The following is a 23067-nucleotide window of genomic DNA, read 5'->3' on the forward strand; positions in this document are numbered from 1 at the left end:
TCTTGAGAAGTTTATAGCCATAGTTGGCATTGATCCACCTAGATAACTTACTTCAAATATTAATTCTTTTGGTAAGTACTCTTCATCTTTCCATATTACCCATCCTATACCTGGGTATACTAATCCGTATTTATGTCCTGATGTACTTATTGAAACTACATTTTTTAATCTAAAGTCCCATTCAAGTTCTGGATTTATAAATGGAGTAAACATACCACCTGATGCAGCATCTACGTGTATAGGTAATGATACTTTAGCTGTTTTATTATACTCTTCTACTACTGCATCTAATGCTTTTATATCATCAAATTTACCTGTATATGTTATTCCTAATAAAGCTGCTATACCTATTGTATAATCATCTACATAATCTAACACCTTATCAATGTCTAAACTCATATGTTCTTCATCCATTGGTACTGTACGCATTTCTATATCCCAATATACACAGAATTTTTCCCAACAAACTTGATATCCTGAAGATACTACTAAATTTGGTTTTTTAGCATTTACATCTATCCCTGCTTTTTCTGCTCTATTTCTCCATCTGAATTTCATAGCCATACCACCAAGCATACATGCTTCAGATGATCCTACTGTTGATGTTCCTATATAGTTCATCTCTTTTGGTGCATTCCATAGGTTAGCTATCATATCAACACATCTATTTTCCATCTCTGTTGTTTGTGGATATTCAGATTTATCTATAGCATTTTTTTCTAATGTTTCTGCCATAAGTTTTGTTGCTTCTGGCTCCATATAAGTTTGACAGAATGTAGCTAAGTTAAGTCTTGCATTACCTTCATTCATTAACTCATCTTTTATTAATCTATAGGCTATGTTTGGAGCAATAGAATCTTTCCCTATTACATCTTTTGGAATATTAGAGCCAGACTCTATTGTCCCAAACACTGGTGTGCTGTACGTATCTTCTTTTTTACTACATAACATTTTAAAAATCCTCCTAGAACTTCATGCTTTGATTTAAATTTTTAATGATTTTTTCTAGTGTCTATTTTGCGACTTTTATACACTTTCTTTAGAGTTAATACTATTTAATTAGCCTTTCTCTTTTTATCAGTTATTGCATAAATTACAAAAGGTATTAAAACAGTTATTACAAAACTAACACTTAATATTGTTAAATACTCTGTGACACTCTTACCACTTAATTGGCTAGGTGGAACAAATGATATTACTAGAGCAAATATAGATGTTATAAATCCACATGCTGCTACTATTAATTTAAATGTTTTTCCTCCTGGAACTTGGTAAGAACGTTTTAAATCTTTATGTTTAAGTACTAAAGTAAAGTATCCTATGAAGAATAGTAAGTATCCTACTAGATATATTACAACTGTTAGTGATATTGCTGTAAGGAAAGATACGTTATTTCCTCCTCCACCAAAAGTAAGAACAGCTGCCCATATTGTAACTACTATTCCTTGAATTAATACTAAACGTACTGGAACATCATGTTCATTTGTTTTTGTTAATGATTTAGGTAAAATTCCTTTTTGTGCTGCTGAGTACATTCCTCTTGAAGGTCCTACAACCCAAGCACTAACTTCTCCCATTACTCCTAAAGCTAATAATAAAGCTATTAATTTTACAAGCCATGTAGCATTAGAACTAAAATGAAGTATTAAAACCTTAAATGTTTCAACAACACCTGAACTTAAGCTTAATTGAGACTTAGGTATTACAGATGCTACTGTTAAACCACCTATAGTATTTAGTATTATAGCTAGTACTACTAATATTATCATTGCTAATGGATAATTCTTCTTAGCATTATCTAATTCATTTACATGAGATGCTGATGCTTCAACCCCCATATACGCTAATATAAATGAAACGAATACAACTAATGTATTTACTTTTGTAAAATCTGGTACGAAATATTTCATTCCAATTTTTACATCTACTGGGTTACCTTGTACTATGTACGCTATTGATAAACCAAATAAAATTATAGCGGGTATAACTATACCAAATATAAATCCTGCTTTAGCTATCTTAGCTGTATTTTTTGTCCCACCTAATTGAGAGGCTGTTAATCCCCAGAATATAACTAAAACTCCTATAAATTTTATAGCTGGAACATTGTTTAACGCATTCCAGTTAAATATGTATGAAACACATCCTAAAATAAAATAAATCATAGTTACAAATCCAACTGTGATTTGGAACCATTGGAAGAATATAGCTGCAAAGCCGTATCTTTCACCTAGAGTATTACCTACCCAAGCAAATATTCCCCCTTCTTGCCAACCTTCTACGGTAGCCATTTCTGCTGCACATAAAGCAACTGGTAAAAACCATAAAATTCCTCCTAATAAAAGGAAAAATACTAGATTAAATCCTGATGTTGCGAATGTTGGATATTCATAAACAGTCATTACCATTGATGCTGTCATTGCAAAGAATGCAAACAATGTAAGTGTTCCCTTTTTACCTACTTGTGCATCTTTCATTTGAATCATCTCCTAGGTATTAATTTTTTTAACATATACTAAATTATCTTAGGCCTAAAGTAACTTATCGTTGTTATATGACATAAATACCCACATTTCAACATACATAACCATTTGGTTTGAAATTTATTTAGTTTTCTTATTTTATAATTTTCTAACTTTTTCCATGTGTTAAATTTAATAAACACCACTTCAGAATTATCTCTAAAGTGGTGTTTATTGATTATATTATTCAGCTATATTGTATACTTCTAAACCTTCATTCATTATATGCTTCTTTTTCACTTCAACTAAAGCCTTTAATGTATCAAGTGATGTCATTACTTCCGTAGAGAACTCTGTTGCAGTTCTTCTTATTTTAAATCCATCTCTTGTCGAGTCATTCCCTTTAGTAGGGGTATTTATTACTATATCTACTTGCTTGTTTCTTATAACATCAAGTATGTTTGGTCTAGCTTCTTCTACTCTCTTAACTACATCAGCATTTATTCCATTTTCTTGTAATGTCTTAGCTGTTCCTTCTGTAGCTACGAATGTATATCCTAATTCATTCATATCTTTTGCTATTTCTATAAACTCTTCTTTGTCATGATTATTTATAGTTGCAAGCACTACACCTTTTTTATCAGACATAGTCTTTCCTGCTCCTAAGAATCCTTTGTATAAAGCTTCTTCTAACGTTTCACCTACACCTAGTACTTCTCCTGTAGATTTCATCTCAGGTCCAAGACTTACGTCAACGCTAGCAAGTTTTGACATTGAGAATACTGGCACCTTTACAGATATTAACTTAGGCTCTTTATATACACCTGTTCCATATCCTAAATCTACTAATTTTTCTCCTAACATACATCTAGTAGCCAAGTCTACTATAGGTACATTACTTACCTTACTTATATATGGTACAGTTCTACTTGCTCTTGGGTTAACTTCTATTACATATAATTCATTTTTGAATTCTATAAACTGTATGTTTACCATTCCAAGTACGTTTAGTTCTAAGGCAATTTTTTTCGTGTAGTCTAATATTTTAACTTTTATTTCATCACTTATATTTTGGCTTGGATACATTGTTATACTATCTCCAGAATGAACCCCAGCTCTTTCTAAGTGTTCCATTATTCCTGGTATTAGTATATTTTCTCCATCACATATAGCATCTACTTCTATTTCTCTACCTGTTAAATACTTATCTATAAGTACTGGATTTTTCTTATCTCTCTTGAAGGCATCTTCTAAGTATCTAGATAACTTAGTTTCATCATAAGTTATTTCCATACCCTGACCACCAAGTACATAAGACGGTCTAACTAATACTGGGTATTCTAATCTTTTTGCTTCCTCTATTCCTTCTTCAACTGACCATATAGCTTTTCCTTTTGGTCTGTTTATATTTAATTTTTCTAGTAGTTCTTCAAACTTTTCTCTATCTTCTGCTGCATCTATGTCTGTAAAGTCAGTTCCTAATATTTTTATATTTTTTTCATGTAAGAATTTAGCTAATTTTATAGCTGTTTGACCACCAAATTGAAGTATTACTCCATCTGGATTTTCTTTTTCTATTATGTTTAATACTTCTTCTTCTGTTAATGGTTCGAAGTATAATTTATCTGATGTATCAAAGTCTGTACTTACTGTTTCTGGGTTATTGTTTACTATTATAGTTTCTATTCCCATTTTTCTTAATGATTTTACACAGTGTACTGAACAGTAATCAAACTCTATACCTTGACCTATTCTTATTGGTCCAGAACCTAATACTACAACCTTTTTCTTTTCACTTACCTCTACTTCATCAAATTGTTCGTAAGTTGAGTAGTAGTATGGAGATAATGCATCAAATTCTCCTCCGCAAGTATCAACCATCTTATATGCTGGTTGTATGTTGTATAGCTTTCTTAACTCACATAATCTCTCTGGACTTATCTTCATTAGGTCAGCTATACCTTTATCTGAGAATCCTTTTTTCTTTAGTTCTAATAGGTAATCTTTATTTAAGTCTTCTATTTTCATGCCTCTTAACTTTTCTTCTTGCTCTACTATCCACTTAAACTTGTGTATAAACCACTTATCTACACCTGTTATTTGCTCTATCATATCAACTTTATAGCCTCTTCTTATCATTTCAGCTAAATCAAATAGTCTTTCGTCATCTGGTACTACTACACTCTTCTTTAATTCTTCTAAGCTCTTTTCTTCTGAAGGAGCATGAACTAACGAATATTTTCCTATTTCAAGAGATCTTATACCTTTTAACATTGCAGATTCAAAATTACTTCCTATACTCATTATTTCTCCAGTTGCCATCATCTTTGTTCCTAGCTTTCTGTTAGCTTGCTTAAACTTATCAAATGGCCACTTTGGTATTTTAACTACTACATAATCAAGAGTTGGCTCGAAACATGCGTATGTTTTCTTTGTAACTGCATTTTCTATTTCGTCTAGAGTATATCCTAAAGCTATTTTCGCAGCAACCTTAGCTATTGGGTATCCTGTCGCCTTAGATGCTAATGCTGAAGATCTACTAACTCTTGGATTTATTTCTATTATCGCATATTCTAGACTATGTGGATTAAGTGCTATCTGTACATTACATCCACCTTTAACTTCTATTGCATTTATTATATCTATAGATGCTTTTCTAAGCATTTGGTATTCTCTATCACTTAAAGTTTGACTCGGAGCTACAACTATACTATCTCCTGTATGAACCCCAACAGGGTCTATGTTTTCCATGTTACATACAGTTATACAGTTTCCGTTCCCATCTCTTATTACTTCATATTCTATTTCTTTCCAACCTTTTATACTTTTTTCAAGTAATACTTGATTAACTGGACTTAATTGTAAGCCTTGAGTAAGTATTTCTGTAAGTTCTTCAACATTTTCAGCTATACCTCCTCCAGTTCCACCTAGTGTGTATGCAGGTCTAACAACTACTGGATATCCTATTTTTCCTGCAAACTCTAATCCACTTTCTAAGTCAGTTACTATATCACTAACTACAACTGGTTGGTCGATTTGCTTCATTACTTCTCTGAAAGTATCTCTATCTTCACCTTTTTTAATAGATTCAACAGATGTACCTATTATTTCAACATTATATTTTTCAAGTATTCCAGCTTCATGTAATTCAACAGCTAGGTTAAGAGCAGTTTGACCACCCATCCCAGCCAATAAGCTGTCTGGTCTTTCTTTTTCTATTATTTTTTCTATAAATTCTATTGTTAATGGTTCTATATATATTTTATCTGCTACTTCTTTGTCCGTCATTATAGTAGCTGGGTTACTGTTTATTAATACAACCTCTATTCCTTCTTCTTTTAATGCTTGACAAGCTTGTGTTCCAGAGTAATCAAACTCTGCCGCTTGCCCTATGATTATAGGTCCTGAACCTAATACTAATGTCTTTTTTATTCTATCTATTTTAGGCATAATTTTTTCTCCTTATCTAATTAAATTTAACAATCTATACTAATGCTAAGAATTTATCAAATATATAATCGTTGTCTTTTGGCCCTGGACAAGCCTCTGGGTGATACTGAACACTGTATATAGGTAATTTTGTATGTCTCATTCCTTCTACAGTATTATCATTTAAGTTTATGTGCGTTACTTCCATATCTTGTGGTAATTCACATACGTAGTAACCGTGATTTTGAGATGTTATAAATACTTTATTTTCCTCTAAATCTTTAACTGGATGATTTCCACCTCTATGTCCAAATTTTAGCTTCCCTGTCTTTCCACCTAAAGTTAATGCTAGTAATTGGTGTCCTAAGCATATTCCTGCTATTGGCTTTTTACCAACTAATTCTTTTATATTTTCTATAACATCTTCTAAATCTTCTGGATCTCCAGGTCCATTAGATAAGAATATTAAATCTGGATTTATTCCTAATACTTCCTCTGGCTTTGTTGTTGCAGGAAATACTGTTATGTCACATCCACGATTAGCAAATGATCTTAGTATATTTTCCTTAACTCCAAAGTCCATTACAGCAACCTTTGTTCCTTTTCCAGCTATATGCTCTACTTCTTTTCTTGTTACTGTTTTTACTGCTTGAGTATTTGAAAATGCATCTAATTTAGCTTGAACTTGCTCTAATGATGTACCTTCTAAAGTTATTATGCCTTTCATAGTTCCATTGTTTCTTAATATCTTTGTAAGAGCTCTTGTGTCTATTCCTTCAAGTCCTATAACTTTATTTTGCTTTAGATATGTGTCTAAATCCATTTCGCATCTAAAGTTATTTGGCATATCACTTTTTTCTCTTACTATAAATCCCTTTACATGAACTCCCTTAGATTCTACGTCTTCTAAGTTTATTCCATAGTTTCCTATAAGAGGATATGTCATTGTTACTATCTGTCCATAGTACGAAGGATCTGTTAACACTTCTCCGTATCCTGTCATAGAAGTATTGAATACTACTTCTCCTACACTGTCATTTAAATATCCAAAGGCCTTACCTTCAAATATAGTTCCATCTTGTAATATTAATTTCCCCTTCATTTTAACCCTCCTAAGCATTTTCTATTTCATTTACTATATTTTTAGCTGACTGAGCTGGATTTTCAGCTTTAGTTATAGGTCTTCCAACTACTAAGTAGTGTGCTCCTTTGTTGATTGCATCAGCCGGAGTTACTACTCTCTTTTGATCTCCTTTGTCCGCACCTGATGGTCTTACACCTGGGCATACTGTTATAAAATCTTTTCCACAAGCTTCAACTATCTTATCTACTTCTTGTGCTGAACAAACTATTCCATCAATTCCTGCTTCCTTAGCTAATTTAGCTCTTTTTATAGCTAATTCTTCTGTAGTCATATTGCATCCTATATCTTGTAAATCTTTATTGCTTAGTGATGTTAATACTGTAACACCTACTATTATAGGTTTTTCTATATTCAACTTCTCAGCCTCTTCCTTAGCAGCTAATGCACATTGTCTCATACCTTCCATATCAGAAACATGTATTGTCATTAACCAAACATTATCTCTAACTGCTGCTCTTACTGCACTTTGCATAGTATTTGGTATATCATGGAACTTAAGGTCTAAGAATATTTTTTTACCTTTTTCTTTTAAGTAATCTACTGTTTTACCTCTTGTTGATACATATTGCTCTAACCCTACTTTAAATATATCCACTTCATTTTCTAATGTATCTATTAATTCTTTAGCTTTATCAAATTCGTTAGTGTCTATCGCCACTATTAGTTTGTCTTTTCCATTTATCATAATTTTACTCCCCTTTTTAATAAAGCCTTAATAAAAAATTCGCTTCGCTCATGTCGCCAACGACTTCGTCCATTGCTCAAAATGTCTTTTTTACGCTCTGCAAGCTGATTGATGTTACTTAACTTCAATAATTATCCACATTCTTTAAAGTATCATAGTTTCCTTAAGCGTAAAAAAATCCTTATACCACAGGGTATAAGGATTCTATCTATACATAACAATACATTTATAAGCTATGAGATATCTTTCCCAGCCTCTCTGGACTAGTTTAAAAGACTTTATTATTTTTATTATTAAAATTCACTTCGTTCATATCGCCAACGATATGATTTCGTATTCACTCAATCACATCCGTTGCTAAAAAAACCTCTAGCCAATCCAGCTAGAGGTTATATATACAAAATTAATTATTATAGTTAACCTTTTTAGCCTCTCTGGACTAGTTTCAAGGAATTTCTATTTTATTTTAATTACATACTACACTTCATATCCTCTCGGGATATTTTAAAGCTTCATCTTGTATACAATTATTACATCTTTTCCTTTTAATGTCAACTCTTCTTTTATTTTTCTCTTTTTGTAAATCGATATAATATATAATATTTTCTATTCTTCTATTATAGCACTAATATAATACTCTTTCCCCAATCTTTTTTTAGCCTTTGTTTTTTCATATCTTACTTTTATATCATATTTTTTACAAGCTATATCAAAATTTCTAAGACAAATTCCCATGCTTACTTTGCTCATTCTCTCTATAGACTTTTTTTGTTTTTCTTCATATATATCAATAGATGTTTTTGCGTTATAAAATCTCCAAGGTTGTACATTTTTTATAGATGCCGACATTCTTGCAGCACTTAATATTTTAGTCCACTTTCTATCCATCTTTTTTGATATTTCTTTTATTCTTTTTCTTCTTGGCTCTGCATTTATGTTTCTAAAAATATGCTCTCCTTCTTTTGGGTATCCAAAAGCTATTACAATATATGGCTGTTCTTCACATTCATCTATACTTTCTTCTAGGTCTATATCTTCTTCTTCCTTAACTTGTTCTTTTGAATATATTTCTATACTCTCTGTATCAATATCTATAATCTCCTTTACATCTGTTTGAGATAAATTACACTCGATCCAACAAGTACCTAAACCTAGAGTTGTTAATTGTAACACTACATTTTCTATTGCAAAACCAATATTTTGTAAATAATCTTCCCCTTTATTCGATGTTACTAATATATAGTGAGGCGCCTTTATATTACAGTCCTTTTTCATTAAAAACTGTATCAAGTGACCTCTATCTATTAAATGTGCTTTTATATCCAATTCTTCATTTAAATAATCAATATTCTTACATATTTCTTTAATTTCTTTCATTAATTCTGGTTTTACAGCTCTATTTGAATATTCTTTTATAGTTCTTCTATAAAATATAGCATCATATAAGTCCATTTATTTCCTCCTAAAATATTTCCAATAGCTATATAAATCAAAATGATATATTATACATCTTTTATTAATAGTTATATTTTTCTGGTCATTTCTACAAATTCATATATTATATTATAAATTTTTTTATTCTTTTTGTACATTTAAATACATATTATTTATAATTTATAGTTAAATATTTTTTATATATTTACTTATATTTTTTTGGGTATAAAATATAGTATTATAGTTTATTTAGTGCTTATTTTTGTCGATAATTTATTTTATAAGAAAACTGTTTCCAATTTTCTGTTTTTGTAAATATATTATAAATATTTTTTTATAGTAAAATTATGTAATTCCCTTATTTTTTTAGTATTATTAAGTTAGCAGTGAATAAACTATAATTATCTTAGTAAGATAATTTCATTAAAATTTTAGGAGGTTCAAATTATGGAATTTGAAAGAAATTTAGATAAGTATGCTGAGTTAGCTGTTAAAGTTGGAGTTAATATACAAACTGACCAAACTTTACTTGTTAGATCGCCTATCGAATGTGCTCCTTTTGTTAGAAAAGTTGTTGAGCATGCTTATAAGGCTGGTGCTAAAAATGTACATATAGAGTGGTCTGATGAAGAATGTACTTTAATAAAATACTTAAATGCGCCAGAAGAAGCATTTAACGAATTCCCTAAGTGGACTTCAGAACAATATGTTGATATAGCAAAAGAAGGTGGAGCTTTCTTAACTATATATGCTCAAAACCCTGATTTATTAAAAAATGTAGATCCTCAAAGAGTTGCTAACTTCCAAAAGGCATCTGCACAAGCTTTAAAAGAATGGAGATCTTACACTCTATCTGACAAATGTAAGTGGAGTATAGTTTCTGTACCAACTGAATCTTGGGCAGCTAAGATATTCCCTGATGTTTCTAAAGAAGAAGCTGTTGAAAAATTATGGGAAGCAATATTTAAGTGTTCAAGAGTTTCTGGTCAAGACCCAATAGAAGCTTGGAATAATCACAATAATGACTTAAAAACAAGAATGAATTTCTTAAATGATAAAAACTTCAAAACATTAAAATTCAAGTCAGCAAAAACTGATTTAACTATGGAATTACCTGAAGGACATATTTGGTTAAGTGGTGCATCTCAAGACCCTAATGGAATTAACTTCAACCCAAATATACCAACAGAAGAGGTTTTCTCTATGCCTCACAAATTTAAAGTTAATGGTGTAGTTCATAGTACAAAACCACTTGTTTATGGCGGAAATGTTATAGATAAATTCTCTTTAACATTTAAGGACGGAAAAATAATAGATTTTACAGCTGAAAAGGGTGCTGAAACATTAGGAAAATTAATAGATACAGATGAAGGTTCTCATTACTTAGGAGAGGTTGCATTAGTTCCTTTTAAATCTCCTATATCAGACACTAATATAGTATTCTTCAATACTTTATACGATGAAAATGCATCTTGTCACTTTGCTTTAGGATCTGCATACAAGACTTGTATAAAAGATGGGGATTCTATAAAAGAAGAAGAAATGGACGAATATGGTGTTAATACAAGTTTAACTCATGTTGACTTCATGATAGGTTCAGCTGATATGGATATCGTTGGTATAACTAACGATGGTGAAGAAATTCAAGTATTCAAAGATGGAAACTGGGCTTTCTAATATTTATATATTAAACTTTTAATATACAAATAAAAGAGATATAGGTAATTTTATCTATATCTCTTTTTATCTATATATTATTTAATTAATGTTAGTATTACCTGTTGTATAGGCGCACTACCTATGTACATATTCCATTCTTTAAATTTATATTTATAATCATCAATAATAATAGTTCCATAATATAATATCTTGCATGTATGACCTTTATCATTAAAATGTTTCACTGTAGCTTCCATTAAATCATTTTTATTGAAGTAACGCTCGTCTAGTTCTAGAATCATTTTCTTTTTCATCATAGTTTAGCACCCAACCCCAATTTTATATAGAAATTTTTTGAAACTAAATAATACAATTATAATTTTAGTAATAAAACTTACTTTATTTAATATTATAGCATATTTTCTTTTGTATAACTATTTTATAAAAAGTAAAAAAGAGTATCTAGAATTATGAAATAATTCTAGATACTCTTTTTTGTTGTCGACGATAAATATTTTATATCAATTAATCTTACATTTTGCAGATTAACTTATAACTTAATTATACATAATTTTTTTAATATAGTAAATTTCTATTTACTATATTTTACTTCTGTCCATTCTATATTATTAATATATTTTTCAACTAACTCGTGGCTCATATCTGGATGAATAGTTTCTTCTGTTGCTATAGTTATAGATGACATAGCTATTGCATATTTTACAGTATCAACTATATTAATATTATTCATATAACCATTTGCTATACCTGCTACAAAAGAATCTCCTGCACCAGTAACGTTGATTACTTTTACATCATTAGCCTTAATTTTACCTTCTTCTTGCCCATTATTGTAGTATATACCATCTTCATCTAATGTTATAAATACATTTTGGATGCCTAAATCTGTAAAATATTTCCCAGCTTTTCTTAAATCTTCATCATTGTGTATTTTAAATCCACACATTATTTCAGCTTCATATCTATTTGGCTTTATAGTATGGAACCCTTTTATTAAGTGTTTAACTGTTTTAGCCTTTGCTGCTGAAACTGGATCTAATATAAGTTTTGTATCTTTACTAAAGTTTTGTATTATATATTCTACTATATCAGGTCTATCTGAGTCTAGTATCATATACTCAGCATTTCTTATTATTTCCGCTTTTGAGTCTATAAATTCTGTAGTAAACATATCTATTATGTTCATATCAACTACAGCAGAAACCATCTCACCTTGTTCATCTAAGATAGCCATATATGTAGGAGTGTGCCCTCCTTCTATTATTAGAGACTCGCTCATATCATAGTTCATCTTTTTAGAATGATCTAACATTCTTTTTCCTGTTTCATCATCTCCTAATATAGAGATAAATCTTGTGTTTACACCTACTCTAGCCATACATTCAGCTATATTTCTACAAACTCCTCCGAAAGAAGTCTTAACTTTACCTGGATTAGAATCATTGCATCTATAATTATTATTTGTAAACCCGCAGATATCAAAAACTGATACTCCGAAAACTAACGCATAAGGTTGCCTATTGTCTATCATTTTTGTTTAAACCTCCCTAAGAATCACCTTCCTATTTTATCACATTCTTATGAGTTTTTTCTATAAATTTTAAGTTTTAATGTCAATTATGCAAATTTTTACACTTTTTTTGTCGTATTTAATAAAATAGGAGGCTAGAATACCCCCTATATTTTATCTTAAATTTATCTTTGCTATTTCTATAGATGATTTCGCATCTTTAGAATAATAGTCTGCCCCAATCTCTTTTGCGTACTCATTAGTAAGTACTGCACCACCAACAAATACTTTCGCATCTAGTCCTTCTTTTCTTATAGCTTCTATTGTTTCTTTCATACTTTTAACTGTAGTTGTCATTAAAGCACTTAATCCTATAAGTTTTATATTTCTATTTTTAGCCTCTTTAACAATTACATCAATATCAACATCTTTCCCTAAATCTAGGACATCATACCCATAATTTTCAAGCATTATCTTTACAATATTTTTACCTATATCGTGTATATCTCCTTTTACAGTTGCTACTATAATTTTTCCTTTTTGCTCTATACTTCCATTTTTATTTTGTAAACTTTCTTTTATAATATTTAGTGCTACCTTCACAGTTTCTGCTGATTGTATTAACTGTGGTAAGAAAATTTCACCATTTTCATATTTTTTACCTATTTTATCTAGTGTAGGTATTAGTATTTCTTCTATTACTTCATTTTCTGATTGACTTTTTAAAATATTTGATATTACTTCTTTTATCTCTTCTTTAAGCCCTCTTTCTATTATTTGTTCTACTGATAATTCTTCTTTGTTATTTTGTCTTGTATTTATATCTTTATTATTTACAACATTTGCATATTTACTTATGTAATTTATACAATTTTTATCTATATTTTTTATTACTTTAAAAGAATTTATAACTTCCATCATGCTATATTCATTTGGGTTTATAATTGGTAAATCTAATCCATTCGCTAATGCCATAGTTAAGTAAGTACTATTTAAAGCTTTCCTATTTGGTACGCCAAAAGATACATTTGATACTCCTAATATAGTTTTAACTCCTAATTCTTCTTTTATCATTTTTATACATTCTATAGTTGCCATAGCCTCTGATTGTTGTGCTGAAACTGTAAGTGATAAGCAATCTATAAATATATCTTCTTTATTTATTCCATAAGATGTCGCTTTGTCTACTATTTTTTTAGCAATATTAAATCTTCCTTTTGCTGTTTTTGGTATTCCATTTTCGTCTAAAGTAAGTCCAACCACACATGCTCCGTATTTTTTTACTATTGGAAGTATTTTACTTAGGGATTCTTCTTTTCCATTCACAGAATTTACTATAGTTTTTCCGTTATAATATCTAAGACCTTGTTCTAAAGCATCTATATTTGACGAATCCACTTGCAGAGGAGTGTCTGTAACAGATTGAATTTCTTTTATAACCATAGGCATAAATTTTTCTTCTTCTATATTAGGTATTCCTACATTTACATTTAATATTTCAGCTCCACCATTTATCTGTTCTAAGCCTAAGTTTATAATATAATCAAAGTTTCTATTTTTGATTGCATCTTGAAGACTTTTTCTTCCTGTTGGGTTTAATCTTTCTCCCATGACAGTCGGTGCTTTTATTTCTACAACCTTTGATGGTGAGCATATAAAGCATTTATTTACTTTATCTACATTTACCTTTTTTAATTCATCTAAATTATTAGATATTTCTTTTATAAAAGATGGATCTGTTCCACAACATCCTCCTACTATTGAGGCACCTACTTTTATAAAATTTTTAACACCTTTATAAAATTCCTCTGCATCTACATCATATGTAGCTTGTCCATCCACTATATTTGGTAGCCCTGCATTAGCTTGAACCACTACTGGTACCTTTGCCATCTTAGCTATTCTCTCTACTATTGGTAAAAGCTGCTTTGGCCCTAAAGAACAATTTACACCTACAGCATCTACTCCTAATCCTTCTATAGTTAAAACCATACTTTCTGGAAGGCATCCAGTAAAACTCCTACCATTCTCATCAAAAGTCATAGTACAAAATACAGGTAAGTTAGTATTTTCCTTAGCTGCTAATACTGCTGCCTTAGCCTCATATAAATCCATCATAGTTTCTATTATTATTAAATCTGCACCAGACTTTTCACCTTGTACTGCCTGTCTTTTAAATATTTCATATGCCCTATCAAAACTTAGTGTCCCCATAGGCTCTAACATTTCTCCTATAGGTCCTATATCTAGTGCTACAAATTTATTATTAATATTTTGTGATTCATTAATAGCTTTTTTAGCGATTTTTACTGCATTATCTACTATTTTTTCTACAGTATACCCTAGTTTTTCTAGTTTTAGCTCATTAGCACCAAAAGTATTCGTAGTTATTACGTTAGCCCCTGAATCTAAATATAATTTATGTATTTCTAAAAGTTTCTCTGGATTTTCAAATCCAAAGATTTCTGGATTTTCCCCTATTTTTAACCCTTTTTGTTGAAGCATTGTTCCCATAGCTCCATCAAATATTAATATATTATCTTTTATAAAATCTCTTACATTCATCTCTGTTATCCCCTTTTTTATATTTACAATTTTTATTATTTTGGCATTTTGAACATGATTTAAAGCTTTGAGTTGCTTTATCTTCTGATATTCCTATTATTGCTATAACAGATTTTCTTGGAATCATTATTCCACTTTCAGTTATAGTCAAGCCGATTTCTTTTTGACAGTTTAATAGATTTATTATTTCTCTATTTTTTTCTATTGGTAAGTCCCCATATCCTGGGCTATATCTTGATGTTATGAATTTATTAGTATTAATTAATTTTTCTTGGATTTCCAATTGTAGTCTATCGCACAGTTCTTCTATAGCTGTGGTAGCACAAGCATCTAATATTATGCTTTTACTTAATTCATTATAAGAGCGCTTTTTTATTTCTTTTTCTATTTCTATTCCTAGTGTTGTAGCCATTATTATACATTCACTACAACTATCTAATAAATTATACAAATCTCTACTTTTTAATGTTAAATTACTTCCCTTTATATATACCTTATCTCCATATGGTCTGTTATCTTCTCTTAATATAGGATAAACCCTCAAAATATATCGAGGGTTTATCGTTGATTTAGTTATTTTTATGCATTCATCAATTATATTATGAAGATTTTCATTTATTTCTTGACCTTTGTACTCTAGATATCTTAATACTTCATTTTTATCTATATCTATAGATTGTGAAAAGTCAATTCTCATTTATTACTCTCCGTATATATTTAGTGAGAATCCTTTTTCTAAAGCTTCTCTAGCATATTCTTGTGCTCCAAATAGAGATAAATCTTTGTAATTTCCACACTCTACAGCAGTAGCTGCTGGTATTTCTTTAGCATCTAAGACCATTTTTAATGCTTTTTCTAATCCTTCTTTTATAACTGCTGGTTCTACATCTCCCCATACTATTAAGTAGAATCCTGTTCTACATCCCATTGGAGATAAGTCTATTATGTTATCTATTGTTTCTCTTAAATAAGTAGCTAATAAATGCTCTAAACCATGCATAGCAGCTGTTCCAAATGTTTCTGCGTTTGGTTGTAAGAATCTTATATCAAACTTACTTACCATATCTCCTTTTTCTCCATTTAATAAACAACACTTTCTAACATAAGGCGCTTTTACTTTTGTATGATCTAATTTAAAACTTTCTACTTTTTGCATATTAATTCCCTCCGATACTTAAATTTTTTATATGATAATATTATACTTCATAATAAGGGTATATTATCAAGTTTTACATGATATTTTTATTTATTAACTTAATTTTTTATTAAATTTCTAAGTATTTTATATTAATTTAAACCTTACTTCAAAAATAGTTCTGCTACTATTACTTTCAACTTTGATGTTTCCCCCATGTAACTCTACTATATTTTTAGCTATAGCTAGTCCTAGTCCTGATCCACCCTCATTTCTATTTCTAGATTTCTCTACTCTATAAAATCGTTCGAATATATGAGGTAAGTCTGAAGAAGGTATTTGTTCTCCATAATTTATAATTTGGACTATAGCCATATTGTCTTGCTTTCTTGTTACTACATCTATATATCCACCGTCTTTACCATATTTTATACCATTGCTTATTAAATTTTCAAATACCCTTACTAACTTGTTAGCATCTGCATTTATTATTAGTTTATCTTCAGAAAAATCTGTTCTTCCTTTTATATCATTTTGCTTAAATTCATATTTAAACTGTTCCGTTATTTGTCCTAATAATTCTACTAAATTTATATTGATTTTATCTAAGCTTATAGTATTATTTTGCATCTTTGTAAGTTCAAACAAATCATTTATAAGAATGCTCAAGCTTTTAGATTTTTCGTATGCAATCGTCGTATAGTATCTAAGTTCAACTTCATCTTTGTATCTATCATCTTCTATTAAACCTAAATATCCTATTATAGATGTTAAAGGTGTCCTTAAGTCATGTGAGACATTTGTTATTAAATCTGTCTTAGTTTGTTGTGCTCTTCTCTCTTCTATTGTTATATTTCTCAACTGTGAAACTATACTATTAATATTACTTCCTAATTGTCCAACTTCATCTTTTGACACGACTTGTATAGTTTGATTTAAATCTCCATTGGCCATAATATTAGTTGTATTTATAATTTCACTTATACTATCAATCTTTTTTTTCATAAATATAATATATATAGGTATTGTTATTAGGAGAATTAGTATTATATAAATTAAATCTCCTATATAATTATTTTTTGCATATAAAAATTCGTTTACTACATTTATAATTACTTGTGGAATTTTTGCATAACTATTTATATACATATCTACTAATGTAAAATAAGTAACACCTACTATGCTACCACCTATAACTAAACTAATTATAAAATATATTATAGGCTTAAAAGCATATTCAAATAAAATTTTTTTATTTTTCAACCTTATATCCTACCCCCCACACAGTGTGTATTATTTTATCATCTATATGATTTTCTATTTTTTCCCTTATCCTACTTATATGAACCATCACAGTGTTATTAGATTGGTAATATTGTTCTTTCCATACCTTTTCAAAGATTTCTTCTGTACTAAAAACACGCCCTTTATTACTAGCTAATAGATATAAAATATCAAATTCTCTAGATGTTAAAGATATTTCACTTTCTCCAACAGTAACCTTATGTTTACTTTTATCTATATTTAAATTTTCTATTGTTATTATATCCTTATTGTTTTTTGATTTATTATTAAAATAATATGCTCTTCTAAGCAATGACTTCACTCTAACTGTGAGCTCTAATGGATTAAAGGGTTTTGTCATATAGTCATCTGCCCCTGTCATTATACCTTGAATTTTATCCATATCTTCAGATTTAGCACTTAGCATTAATATAGGAATATCTAATTTTTCTCTTATCTTTCTACAAACTTCTATTCCATCTATACCAGGCATCATTATATCTAGTATCATTAATTGTATATCTTCTCTGTCTAATATATTTAAAGCTTCTATTCCATTTTCAGCTTTTATTACATCATATCCTTCATTTAATAGATATATTTCAAGAAGGTCTCTAATTTCCTTTTCATCATCTACAACAAGTACTTTATTTTTCAAATTTCATCATTCCCATCCATATAATATGTTTTTGTGTAATATTTTTACGTTATTAGTTAATGTTTCACATAAAACAATTATAATATACTTTTATTGATTTAATTTAATTAATTTTTACTAGCTATATACTCTTCTAATGTAGAATCATTTTCATATATTTTTTTAGCTATATCTTTTCCTACGTATCTTATATGCCATGGTTCATATGACTTACCTGTTATATCTTCTTTTCCTAATGGGTATCTTATTATAAATCCAAATTCATGGGCATTTTCTGCTAACCATATAGCTTCCTTCGTACTACCTACAAACCATCTATCTTTATTAGTTACATCTATGCATAATCCAGTTTGATGTTCACTATGACCTGGCTTAGCCACATATTCATTAGCCTTTTTTAATCCATCTGAAATAACCTTTTTAGTGTATATTTCTTTTTGTGTTTCATAAGATCTATACGCTGATGTGCCTAAAAAATCTATTCCTTCTTCTTTTGCTTCTTTAAATAATTTCTCTACTGCTTTTGAAGCTACCTCTTCCATTTGTTTTTCTTCATCTGTTGCATTATCAATAAAAGGAATATTTGGCACATCACTTTTATGTGGTTTATAATTTTCATCTAACTTATTATCATTGTTTACTAATAGCGTGTTTGTTATAATATTTGAGTTACTTTTATTTAGTATTTTTTCTTGTATTGATGTTTTTCCTGGCATTAATATTTTTACTAAAATAATTGTAACTGCTACTATTATTATAATAGGTACTATAACCCTAAATTTTTTCATAATCTATCTTCTCCTTTTAACCTTAACTACTACATTTTGAATGTAATTGTAGTGAATTTTTATAGGTTTATTTTAAAAGATAGATTTTAAATAACTTATAAGTAATTCTTAAGAAATCTTAAGTTTATTAATTTTGATGGAGGACACAAATATGACTATGCAAAAACTTCTTAGTAAAGCTCGTCAAGCTATACAAGATTTTGATATGATACAAGACAACGATAAAATAGCAGTAGGACTTTCTGGAGGAAAAGATAGTTTAACATTACTTCACATACTGAAAAACTATCAAAGATTCTCACCTCAAAAGTTTGAATTGATTGCAATAACGCTAAATCCTGGTGGTGTAGACAATTCACCATTATACAAACTTTGTGAAGATCTAGATGTAGAATTTCACGAAGTTCAAACTAATATAAAAGAAATTGTATTTGATATAAGAAAAGAGAAAAATCCATGTTCATTATGTGCTAATTTAAGACGTGGTGCATTAAATGGTACTGCTAAAGAATTAGGATGTACTAAAGTTGCACTTGGACATCATAAAGATGATGCAATAGAGACATTTTTAATGTCTATGCTATATGAAGGTAGAGTTAACTGTTTTTCTCCAAAGACGGTTATGGATAAACAAGAGTTAACAATTATAAGACCTATGATTTATATAGAAGAGTATATGACAAAAAAGGCTACAAGAGAATATAACTATCCAGTTATAAAGAATCCTTGCCCTGCCGATGGTCATACTAATAGACAAAACATAAAAGAACTTGTCCAAAGATTAAATAAAGATATGCCAGGTTCAAAAAAGAATATATTTGGAGCTTTAAACAACCCTGAAAAATTATTTATATGGGATAAAGAAAAAATAAAATAGATATAAAAGCTTAAAAATATTATATATCTTAGATATCAATCTATGAATTAATGTAATATTATTTAATTCATAGAAAATATGTCAAAATGACGTAAATTTCATTTTGGCGTATTTTTTATTTATAATAATTGTAACACTACCTTATTGAAATTTTTATAATAACTGAATTGTATAATTGAATCAGACAAATATATAAATAAAAAATGAGTTGTTTTGAAAATTATTAAATCAACTTCAAAACAACTCATTTATATTTTATAAATTTTTATTAGTCTTAAGCCACACTAAACTTCCATAAATTCTTAGTTTCCTTCATGAAAATATCTATATCCCAAGTTTTATTACTTCTTTCTTTGCTATCAGGGTCATTCACTATTATATTACCATCTTTATCTATGCCAGTTAAGACTATATAATGTCCTTTGGTTGTAAATGTTCCGGGACCCATAGCTGCTATTATTGGCTCTCCTTTTTTAAGAGTAGATATAATTACTTCTTTACTTAAAGGTATTTCTTTACCCTTTAGTCCAAATTTACTTGCTCCATCAGTCATTAGACTCCACTTAGAACCTACGCCTTCTACATAGTATCCGTTGTTATAAGCAAAATCTGAAACTACCTTTGGATTTATACTTGTATTTCCTGTAAGACCTACCGCAACCATTGCTAAAGAAGTTGGTCCACATCCATCAATTGCAATAAATTCTGAACCATATTTATCGTATCCCCATCTTTCATCCCATTGAAGGAAAAGTGGTATTTCACCTTTTTTGTAATCATCTTTTACAGATATTTTTTTATTCGTTTTTGATTCATTATAAATATAATCTGAAACAAAGTCTATAGCTTCAGGCTTTTTAGCTGCTAAATCTAATAACTCCTTAGGATACAAATCTATATTATTTAATATCTTTTTTGCTTTTGGGTATTCATTTGATTCTTCTACTAAACTAATTATAGTTGAATCTTTCGAGTTTAAAATTTCTTTAGATATTAATTCATTCTCTTTATTAGATATTAATTCATCCCTTGTATTTCCAGAGATTATATGTGTCCCTAATATAGCTACTAAACTTATACCTAATATAGACGCTAAGCCTATAATATAATATTTAACATTCTTCTTCAGCACTCTTTTTTTATTAATTTTGCAAGTCATTATGTCATTCTCCTCTTGATGAATACTAAAACACCTAGAAGCTACTTTATTTGGATTTATTATATACTTCATAGTTTACAAGTGTTTTATTTTTATTTAATCTTAAGTTATTCAGCTATTTCTCAATTGTAGTAAACCTTTTGAACATCATCATCTCCTAATATGTCAACTAGCTTATTCATGTTCTTTAATTGAGTTTTACAAGCTAATTCTGTAATAATTTAAAATATTAACTTAACAGTAGATGATATAAACTCATATCATTTAACTTAAGGTTCATCTCTTATTCTATATAACTAAATTACAACATATATCATAACCTACATTATCATATTCCACAAGACTGTAAGAAAGCTTACTATTTAGATTTAAAATATACTCGTTAACTGACTCGAATCAACAAAATGAGTGCCAAAAATGTATTTTGGCCATACTAACATAAAGCAGGTAACAGATCTAGAGGTAAATTATTACTTGGATGTGAAAATCTGAAGGAAATAAATAATATCGCGTATAAATAAAGTTCTATTCCTAAAAATCATAATTTACAAAACACCAAATAAGGTTATGAAAAAACCAACTAATTTTGAAAGAGCTTACTTCCATTTGCTTAGTGATTCATAGATAATTTGCCTGATTTAAATTGACAATTCAGGATATAAAAAATTCTTTATCAGTTAATCTTATAATTTAAGAAAATATAATTTTTATAACAAAAAAGACTGTTTCCGTTACAGTCTTTTTAAAGGGCTATTAAAATTTTTATCAAATACTATTTAAGGGGGGTTAGTATTTTTATAGTTATAATTCTATATTTAGGAGGAGCATTAAGTATAACTCCTCCTTTTATGTCAAGTTCTTAAATGTCAATTTTTTATGTCCGTTCCTAATGCATATATCATCTTATGTCATTTCTTGTTGCCTATGTATACAATGTACTATATTTTTGTATAGCTGTCCATAATACAAAATATTTTTTATATAAAATTTGCCTTTTATAACAAATTTAGCTTTTTATATAAATATTATATAAATTTATATTTTAAAAATCCTTGTAATAAATAAGTTCATAGAAATGCATTTAATATAACCGCTATGAACTTTGATCCTGAAGAAATTGGGTCTGGGATTCAGAAACATATACCAGAATTTGAGCTTAGCTATAATGTAGACCCTATACGTCAATCTATTGCAGAATCTTGGCCTAATTCTATAGATTCATCTTGTGCAGTAGAAGAATAGGGATTTAAGTTCGAATATGATTTAAGTAAGATGACATCAGATATGATTAGTAAATTATCATCAAAATAGCATATAATACATTTATATAAAATATATGTAATTATTTATATTCTATAGATTTTATCAATAGGAATTTAAGGTGTTTAAAGATTATTCCTATTGATAAAATCAATTTTTTACTCTTTAAAAAACAATTCTATATACATTATTATGATTTTATTGTTTATTTAGATATACCTTCGGTTCTATATCCAATTTCTTTATTTGCTAGCCTATATGCGTCATTTATCATGTCCTCTTTAGACATACTATTACCAATTAAACTATCTATAGTTATCTGGTTTCTGTCACTAAAATATTTATCTAAAAGTTGATTTTCTATATATTCTTGTTCAGCCAGACCACCTTCATGTAGTATATACTTAACATTTATTCCATTTTCATTTAATCTTCTTCCAACTAATATACTCCTATGACATCTGATTGGATCTTGCATTGCTCCTAAAAGAGCAATTTTATATCCTTTTTTACACCCATCTTTTATTCTCTCTATTCCTTTTTTAAATATGTCTTCTTTGCTCACTTTCTCAAAATCAGCAAATCCTTCTCTATTATAAGATTCTTTTGATTCTCTTCTAGCTCCAAATTCTTTTCCCATGTATATGTATATAAATCCTTTTTCTCTTAAAGTTTTACAAAAATCTTCTCTATTATATTGAACATTATACCTAGAGTATGGAGTTTCTCTAATATCTACAACGCAATTTATATTGTATTGATTTAACATATCTATAAGCTTTTCAATGGGATAATTAGAATGACCTATCGCAAATACTTCCATGACCTCACCACCTTTTTAATGTATTTATACTTATATTTATATCCAAAATGAGTTTATATAAATTCCATTATTTTAAATTAAATATTTAAATAATTAGTGTTTTTTATTATTATGTCTTATAAACAAAAATGATAGTCTATTGATGATTGATTTGCTCTCATAGACTATCATTTT

The 23067-nt window shown here is 28.8% G+C and carries 19 protein-coding genes; 3 read left to right on the forward strand and 16 right to left on the reverse strand.

From position 1 onward, the window contains the following. From I4U89_RS12845 to I4U89_RS12870, 6 genes are all read right to left on the reverse strand, one after another. Window positions 1–951 (reverse strand): glutamate decarboxylase (locus I4U89_RS12845; RefSeq protein WP_195940742.1); only part of this gene is annotated, 951 nt, incomplete at its 3' end. 104 nt (window positions 952–1055) lie between these two features. Beyond that, window positions 1056–2477 (reverse strand): glutamate:gamma-aminobutyrate antiporter, encoded by a 1422-nt coding sequence (gadC, locus tag I4U89_RS12850; RefSeq protein WP_195940743.1) that lies wholly within the window; start codon window positions 2475–2477, stop codon window positions 1056–1058. Between the two features lie 228 nt (window positions 2478–2705). After that, window positions 2706–5912 (reverse strand): carbamoyl-phosphate synthase large subunit, encoded by a 3207-nt coding sequence (carB, locus tag I4U89_RS12855; protein ID WP_195940744.1) that lies wholly within the window; start codon window positions 5910–5912, stop codon window positions 2706–2708. Window positions 5913–5946: 34 nt separating this feature from the next. After that, on the reverse strand, window positions 5947–6993 hold the full coding sequence (gene carA, locus I4U89_RS12860) for a glutamine-hydrolyzing carbamoyl-phosphate synthase small subunit (RefSeq protein WP_195940745.1): 1047 nt from the start codon (window positions 6991–6993) through the stop codon (window positions 5947–5949). A gap of 10 nt (window positions 6994–7003) precedes the next feature. Continuing rightward, on the reverse strand, window positions 7004–7720 hold the full coding sequence (gene pyrF / locus I4U89_RS12865; protein ID WP_195940746.1) for an orotidine-5'-phosphate decarboxylase: 717 nt from the start codon (window positions 7718–7720) through the stop codon (window positions 7004–7006). 606 nt (window positions 7721–8326) lie between these two features. Then, entirely contained in the window at window positions 8327–9172 is an 846-nt protein-coding gene (locus I4U89_RS12870; RefSeq protein ID WP_195940747.1) for a nitroreductase family protein, read from the reverse strand. Between the two features lie 429 nt (window positions 9173–9601). On the opposite strand from I4U89_RS12870, the gene I4U89_RS12875 reads away from it, so the two are divergent. Continuing rightward, window positions 9602–10831, forward strand: a complete 1230-nt coding sequence (locus I4U89_RS12875; protein WP_195940748.1) for an aminopeptidase — start codon at window positions 9602–9604, stop codon at window positions 10829–10831. Between the two features lie 77 nt (window positions 10832–10908). Here the strand turns inward: I4U89_RS12875 and I4U89_RS12880 are convergent, their stop codons facing one another. The 8 genes from I4U89_RS12880 to I4U89_RS12915 form a co-directional block, all read right to left on the reverse strand. Next, window positions 10909–11130 carry a hypothetical protein gene (locus I4U89_RS12880; RefSeq protein WP_195940749.1) on the reverse strand — a complete coding sequence of 74 codons (222 nt, stop codon included), beginning with the start codon at window positions 11128–11130 and terminating at the stop codon, window positions 10909–10911. Window positions 11131–11405: 275 nt separating this feature from the next. Beyond that, entirely contained in the window at window positions 11406–12365 is a 960-nt protein-coding gene (locus I4U89_RS12885) for a carbohydrate kinase family protein (RefSeq protein ID WP_195940750.1), read from the reverse strand. A gap of 153 nt (window positions 12366–12518) precedes the next feature. Beyond that, window positions 12519–14909 carry a homocysteine S-methyltransferase family protein gene (locus I4U89_RS12890; protein ID WP_195940751.1) on the reverse strand — a complete coding sequence of 797 codons (2391 nt, stop codon included), beginning with the start codon at window positions 14907–14909 and terminating at the stop codon, window positions 12519–12521. Further along, window positions 14881–15606 (reverse strand): vitamin B12 dependent-methionine synthase activation domain-containing protein, encoded by a 726-nt coding sequence (locus tag I4U89_RS12895; RefSeq protein ID WP_195940752.1) that lies wholly within the window; start codon window positions 15604–15606, stop codon window positions 14881–14883. The genes I4U89_RS12890 and I4U89_RS12895 overlap by 29 nt, the downstream gene beginning before the upstream one ends. Window positions 15607–15609: 3 nt before the next feature. Continuing rightward, window positions 15610–16065 (reverse strand): S-ribosylhomocysteine lyase, encoded by a 456-nt coding sequence (locus tag I4U89_RS12900; RefSeq protein WP_092921587.1) that lies wholly within the window; start codon window positions 16063–16065, stop codon window positions 15610–15612. Window positions 16066–16191: 126 nt separating this feature from the next. Further along, window positions 16192–17307 carry a sensor histidine kinase gene (locus I4U89_RS12905; RefSeq protein ID WP_195940753.1) on the reverse strand — a complete coding sequence of 372 codons (1116 nt, stop codon included), beginning with the start codon at window positions 17305–17307 and terminating at the stop codon, window positions 16192–16194. Beyond that, window positions 17297–17986, reverse strand: coding sequence for a response regulator transcription factor (locus I4U89_RS12910; RefSeq protein WP_195940754.1), 690 nt, complete (start codon window positions 17984–17986; stop codon window positions 17297–17299). Before I4U89_RS12910 ends, I4U89_RS12905 begins: the two co-directional genes overlap by 11 nt. Before the next feature lie 107 nt (window positions 17987–18093). Further along, window positions 18094–18774 (reverse strand): M15 family metallopeptidase, encoded by a 681-nt coding sequence (locus tag I4U89_RS12915; RefSeq protein WP_195940755.1) that lies wholly within the window; start codon window positions 18772–18774, stop codon window positions 18094–18096. A 151-nt stretch (window positions 18775–18925) separates the two neighbouring features. Here I4U89_RS12915 and I4U89_RS12920 point away from each other — a divergent pair, with 151 nt between their 5' ends. Further along, complete coding sequence (locus tag I4U89_RS12920) at window positions 18926–19651, forward strand: tRNA 2-thiocytidine biosynthesis TtcA family protein (protein WP_330615567.1); 726 nt, start codon at window positions 18926–18928, stop codon at window positions 19649–19651. Window positions 19652–19925: 274 nt separating this feature from the next. Here I4U89_RS12920 and I4U89_RS12925 read toward each other — a convergent pair whose 3' ends face one another. Then, window positions 19926–20810, reverse strand: coding sequence for a C39 family peptidase (locus tag I4U89_RS12925; RefSeq protein ID WP_195940756.1), 885 nt, complete (start codon window positions 20808–20810; stop codon window positions 19926–19928). Window positions 20811–21905: 1095 nt separating this feature from the next. On the opposite strand from I4U89_RS12925, the gene I4U89_RS12930 reads away from it, so the two are divergent. After that, entirely contained in the window at window positions 21906–22052 is a 147-nt protein-coding gene (locus I4U89_RS12930) for a hypothetical protein (protein ID WP_207744189.1), read from the forward strand. 223 nt (window positions 22053–22275) lie between these two features. On the opposite strand, the gene I4U89_RS12935 is transcribed toward I4U89_RS12930, so the two are convergent. Then, entirely contained in the window at window positions 22276–22893 is a 618-nt protein-coding gene (locus I4U89_RS12935) for a DUF488 domain-containing protein (protein ID WP_195940757.1), read from the reverse strand. Window positions 22894–23067 lie beyond the last annotated feature (174 nt).

This window comes from Romboutsia sp. 1001713B170131_170501_G6, assembly GCF_015668195.1.
GTDB lineage: Bacteria > Bacillota > Clostridia > Peptostreptococcales > Peptostreptococcaceae > Romboutsia_C.

What these genes read in the sequence shown, in the direction of transcription:
- I4U89_RS12925 (WP_195940756.1), bottom strand. Translation starts at nt 20,810, where the DNA reads ATGACTTGCAAAATTAATAAAAAAAGAGTGCTGAAGAAGAATGTTAAA.
- gadC (WP_195940743.1), bottom strand. Translation starts at nt 2,477, where the DNA reads ATGAAAGATGCACAAGTAGGTAAAAAGGGAACACTTACATTGTTTGCA.
- I4U89_RS12920 (WP_330615567.1), top strand. Translation starts at nt 18,926, where the DNA reads ATGACTATGCAAAAACTTCTTAGTAAAGCTCGTCAAGCTATACAAGAT.
- I4U89_RS12930 (WP_207744189.1), top strand. Translation starts at nt 21,906, where the DNA reads ATGAACTTTGATCCTGAAGAAATTGGGTCTGGGATTCAGAAACATATA.
- I4U89_RS12900 (WP_092921587.1), bottom strand. Translation starts at nt 16,065, where the DNA reads ATGCAAAAAGTAGAAAGTTTTAAATTAGATCATACAAAAGTAAAAGCG.
- I4U89_RS12915 (WP_195940755.1), bottom strand. Translation starts at nt 18,774, where the DNA reads ATGAAAAAATTTAGGGTTATAGTACCTATTATAATAATAGTAGCAGTT.
- I4U89_RS12895 (WP_195940752.1), bottom strand. Translation starts at nt 15,606, where the DNA reads ATGAGAATTGACTTTTCACAATCTATAGATATAGATAAAAATGAAGTA.
- I4U89_RS12890 (WP_195940751.1), bottom strand. Translation starts at nt 14,909, where the DNA reads ATGAATGTAAGAGATTTTATAAAAGATAATATATTAATATTTGATGGA.
- I4U89_RS12880 (WP_195940749.1), bottom strand. Translation starts at nt 11,130, where the DNA reads ATGATGAAAAAGAAAATGATTCTAGAACTAGACGAGCGTTACTTCAAT.
- I4U89_RS12870 (WP_195940747.1), bottom strand. Translation starts at nt 9,172, where the DNA reads ATGGACTTATATGATGCTATATTTTATAGAAGAACTATAAAAGAATAT.
- carA (WP_195940745.1), bottom strand. Translation starts at nt 6,993, where the DNA reads ATGAAGGGGAAATTAATATTACAAGATGGAACTATATTTGAAGGTAAG.
- carB (WP_195940744.1), bottom strand. Translation starts at nt 5,912, where the DNA reads ATGCCTAAAATAGATAGAATAAAAAAGACATTAGTATTAGGTTCAGGA.
- I4U89_RS12885 (WP_195940750.1), bottom strand. Translation starts at nt 12,365, where the DNA reads ATGATAGACAATAGGCAACCTTATGCGTTAGTTTTCGGAGTATCAGTT.
- pyrF (WP_195940746.1), bottom strand. Translation starts at nt 7,720, where the DNA reads ATGATAAATGGAAAAGACAAACTAATAGTGGCGATAGACACTAACGAA.
- I4U89_RS12875 (WP_195940748.1), top strand. Translation starts at nt 9,602, where the DNA reads ATGGAATTTGAAAGAAATTTAGATAAGTATGCTGAGTTAGCTGTTAAA.
- I4U89_RS12935 (WP_195940757.1), bottom strand. Translation starts at nt 22,893, where the DNA reads ATGGAAGTATTTGCGATAGGTCATTCTAATTATCCCATTGAAAAGCTT.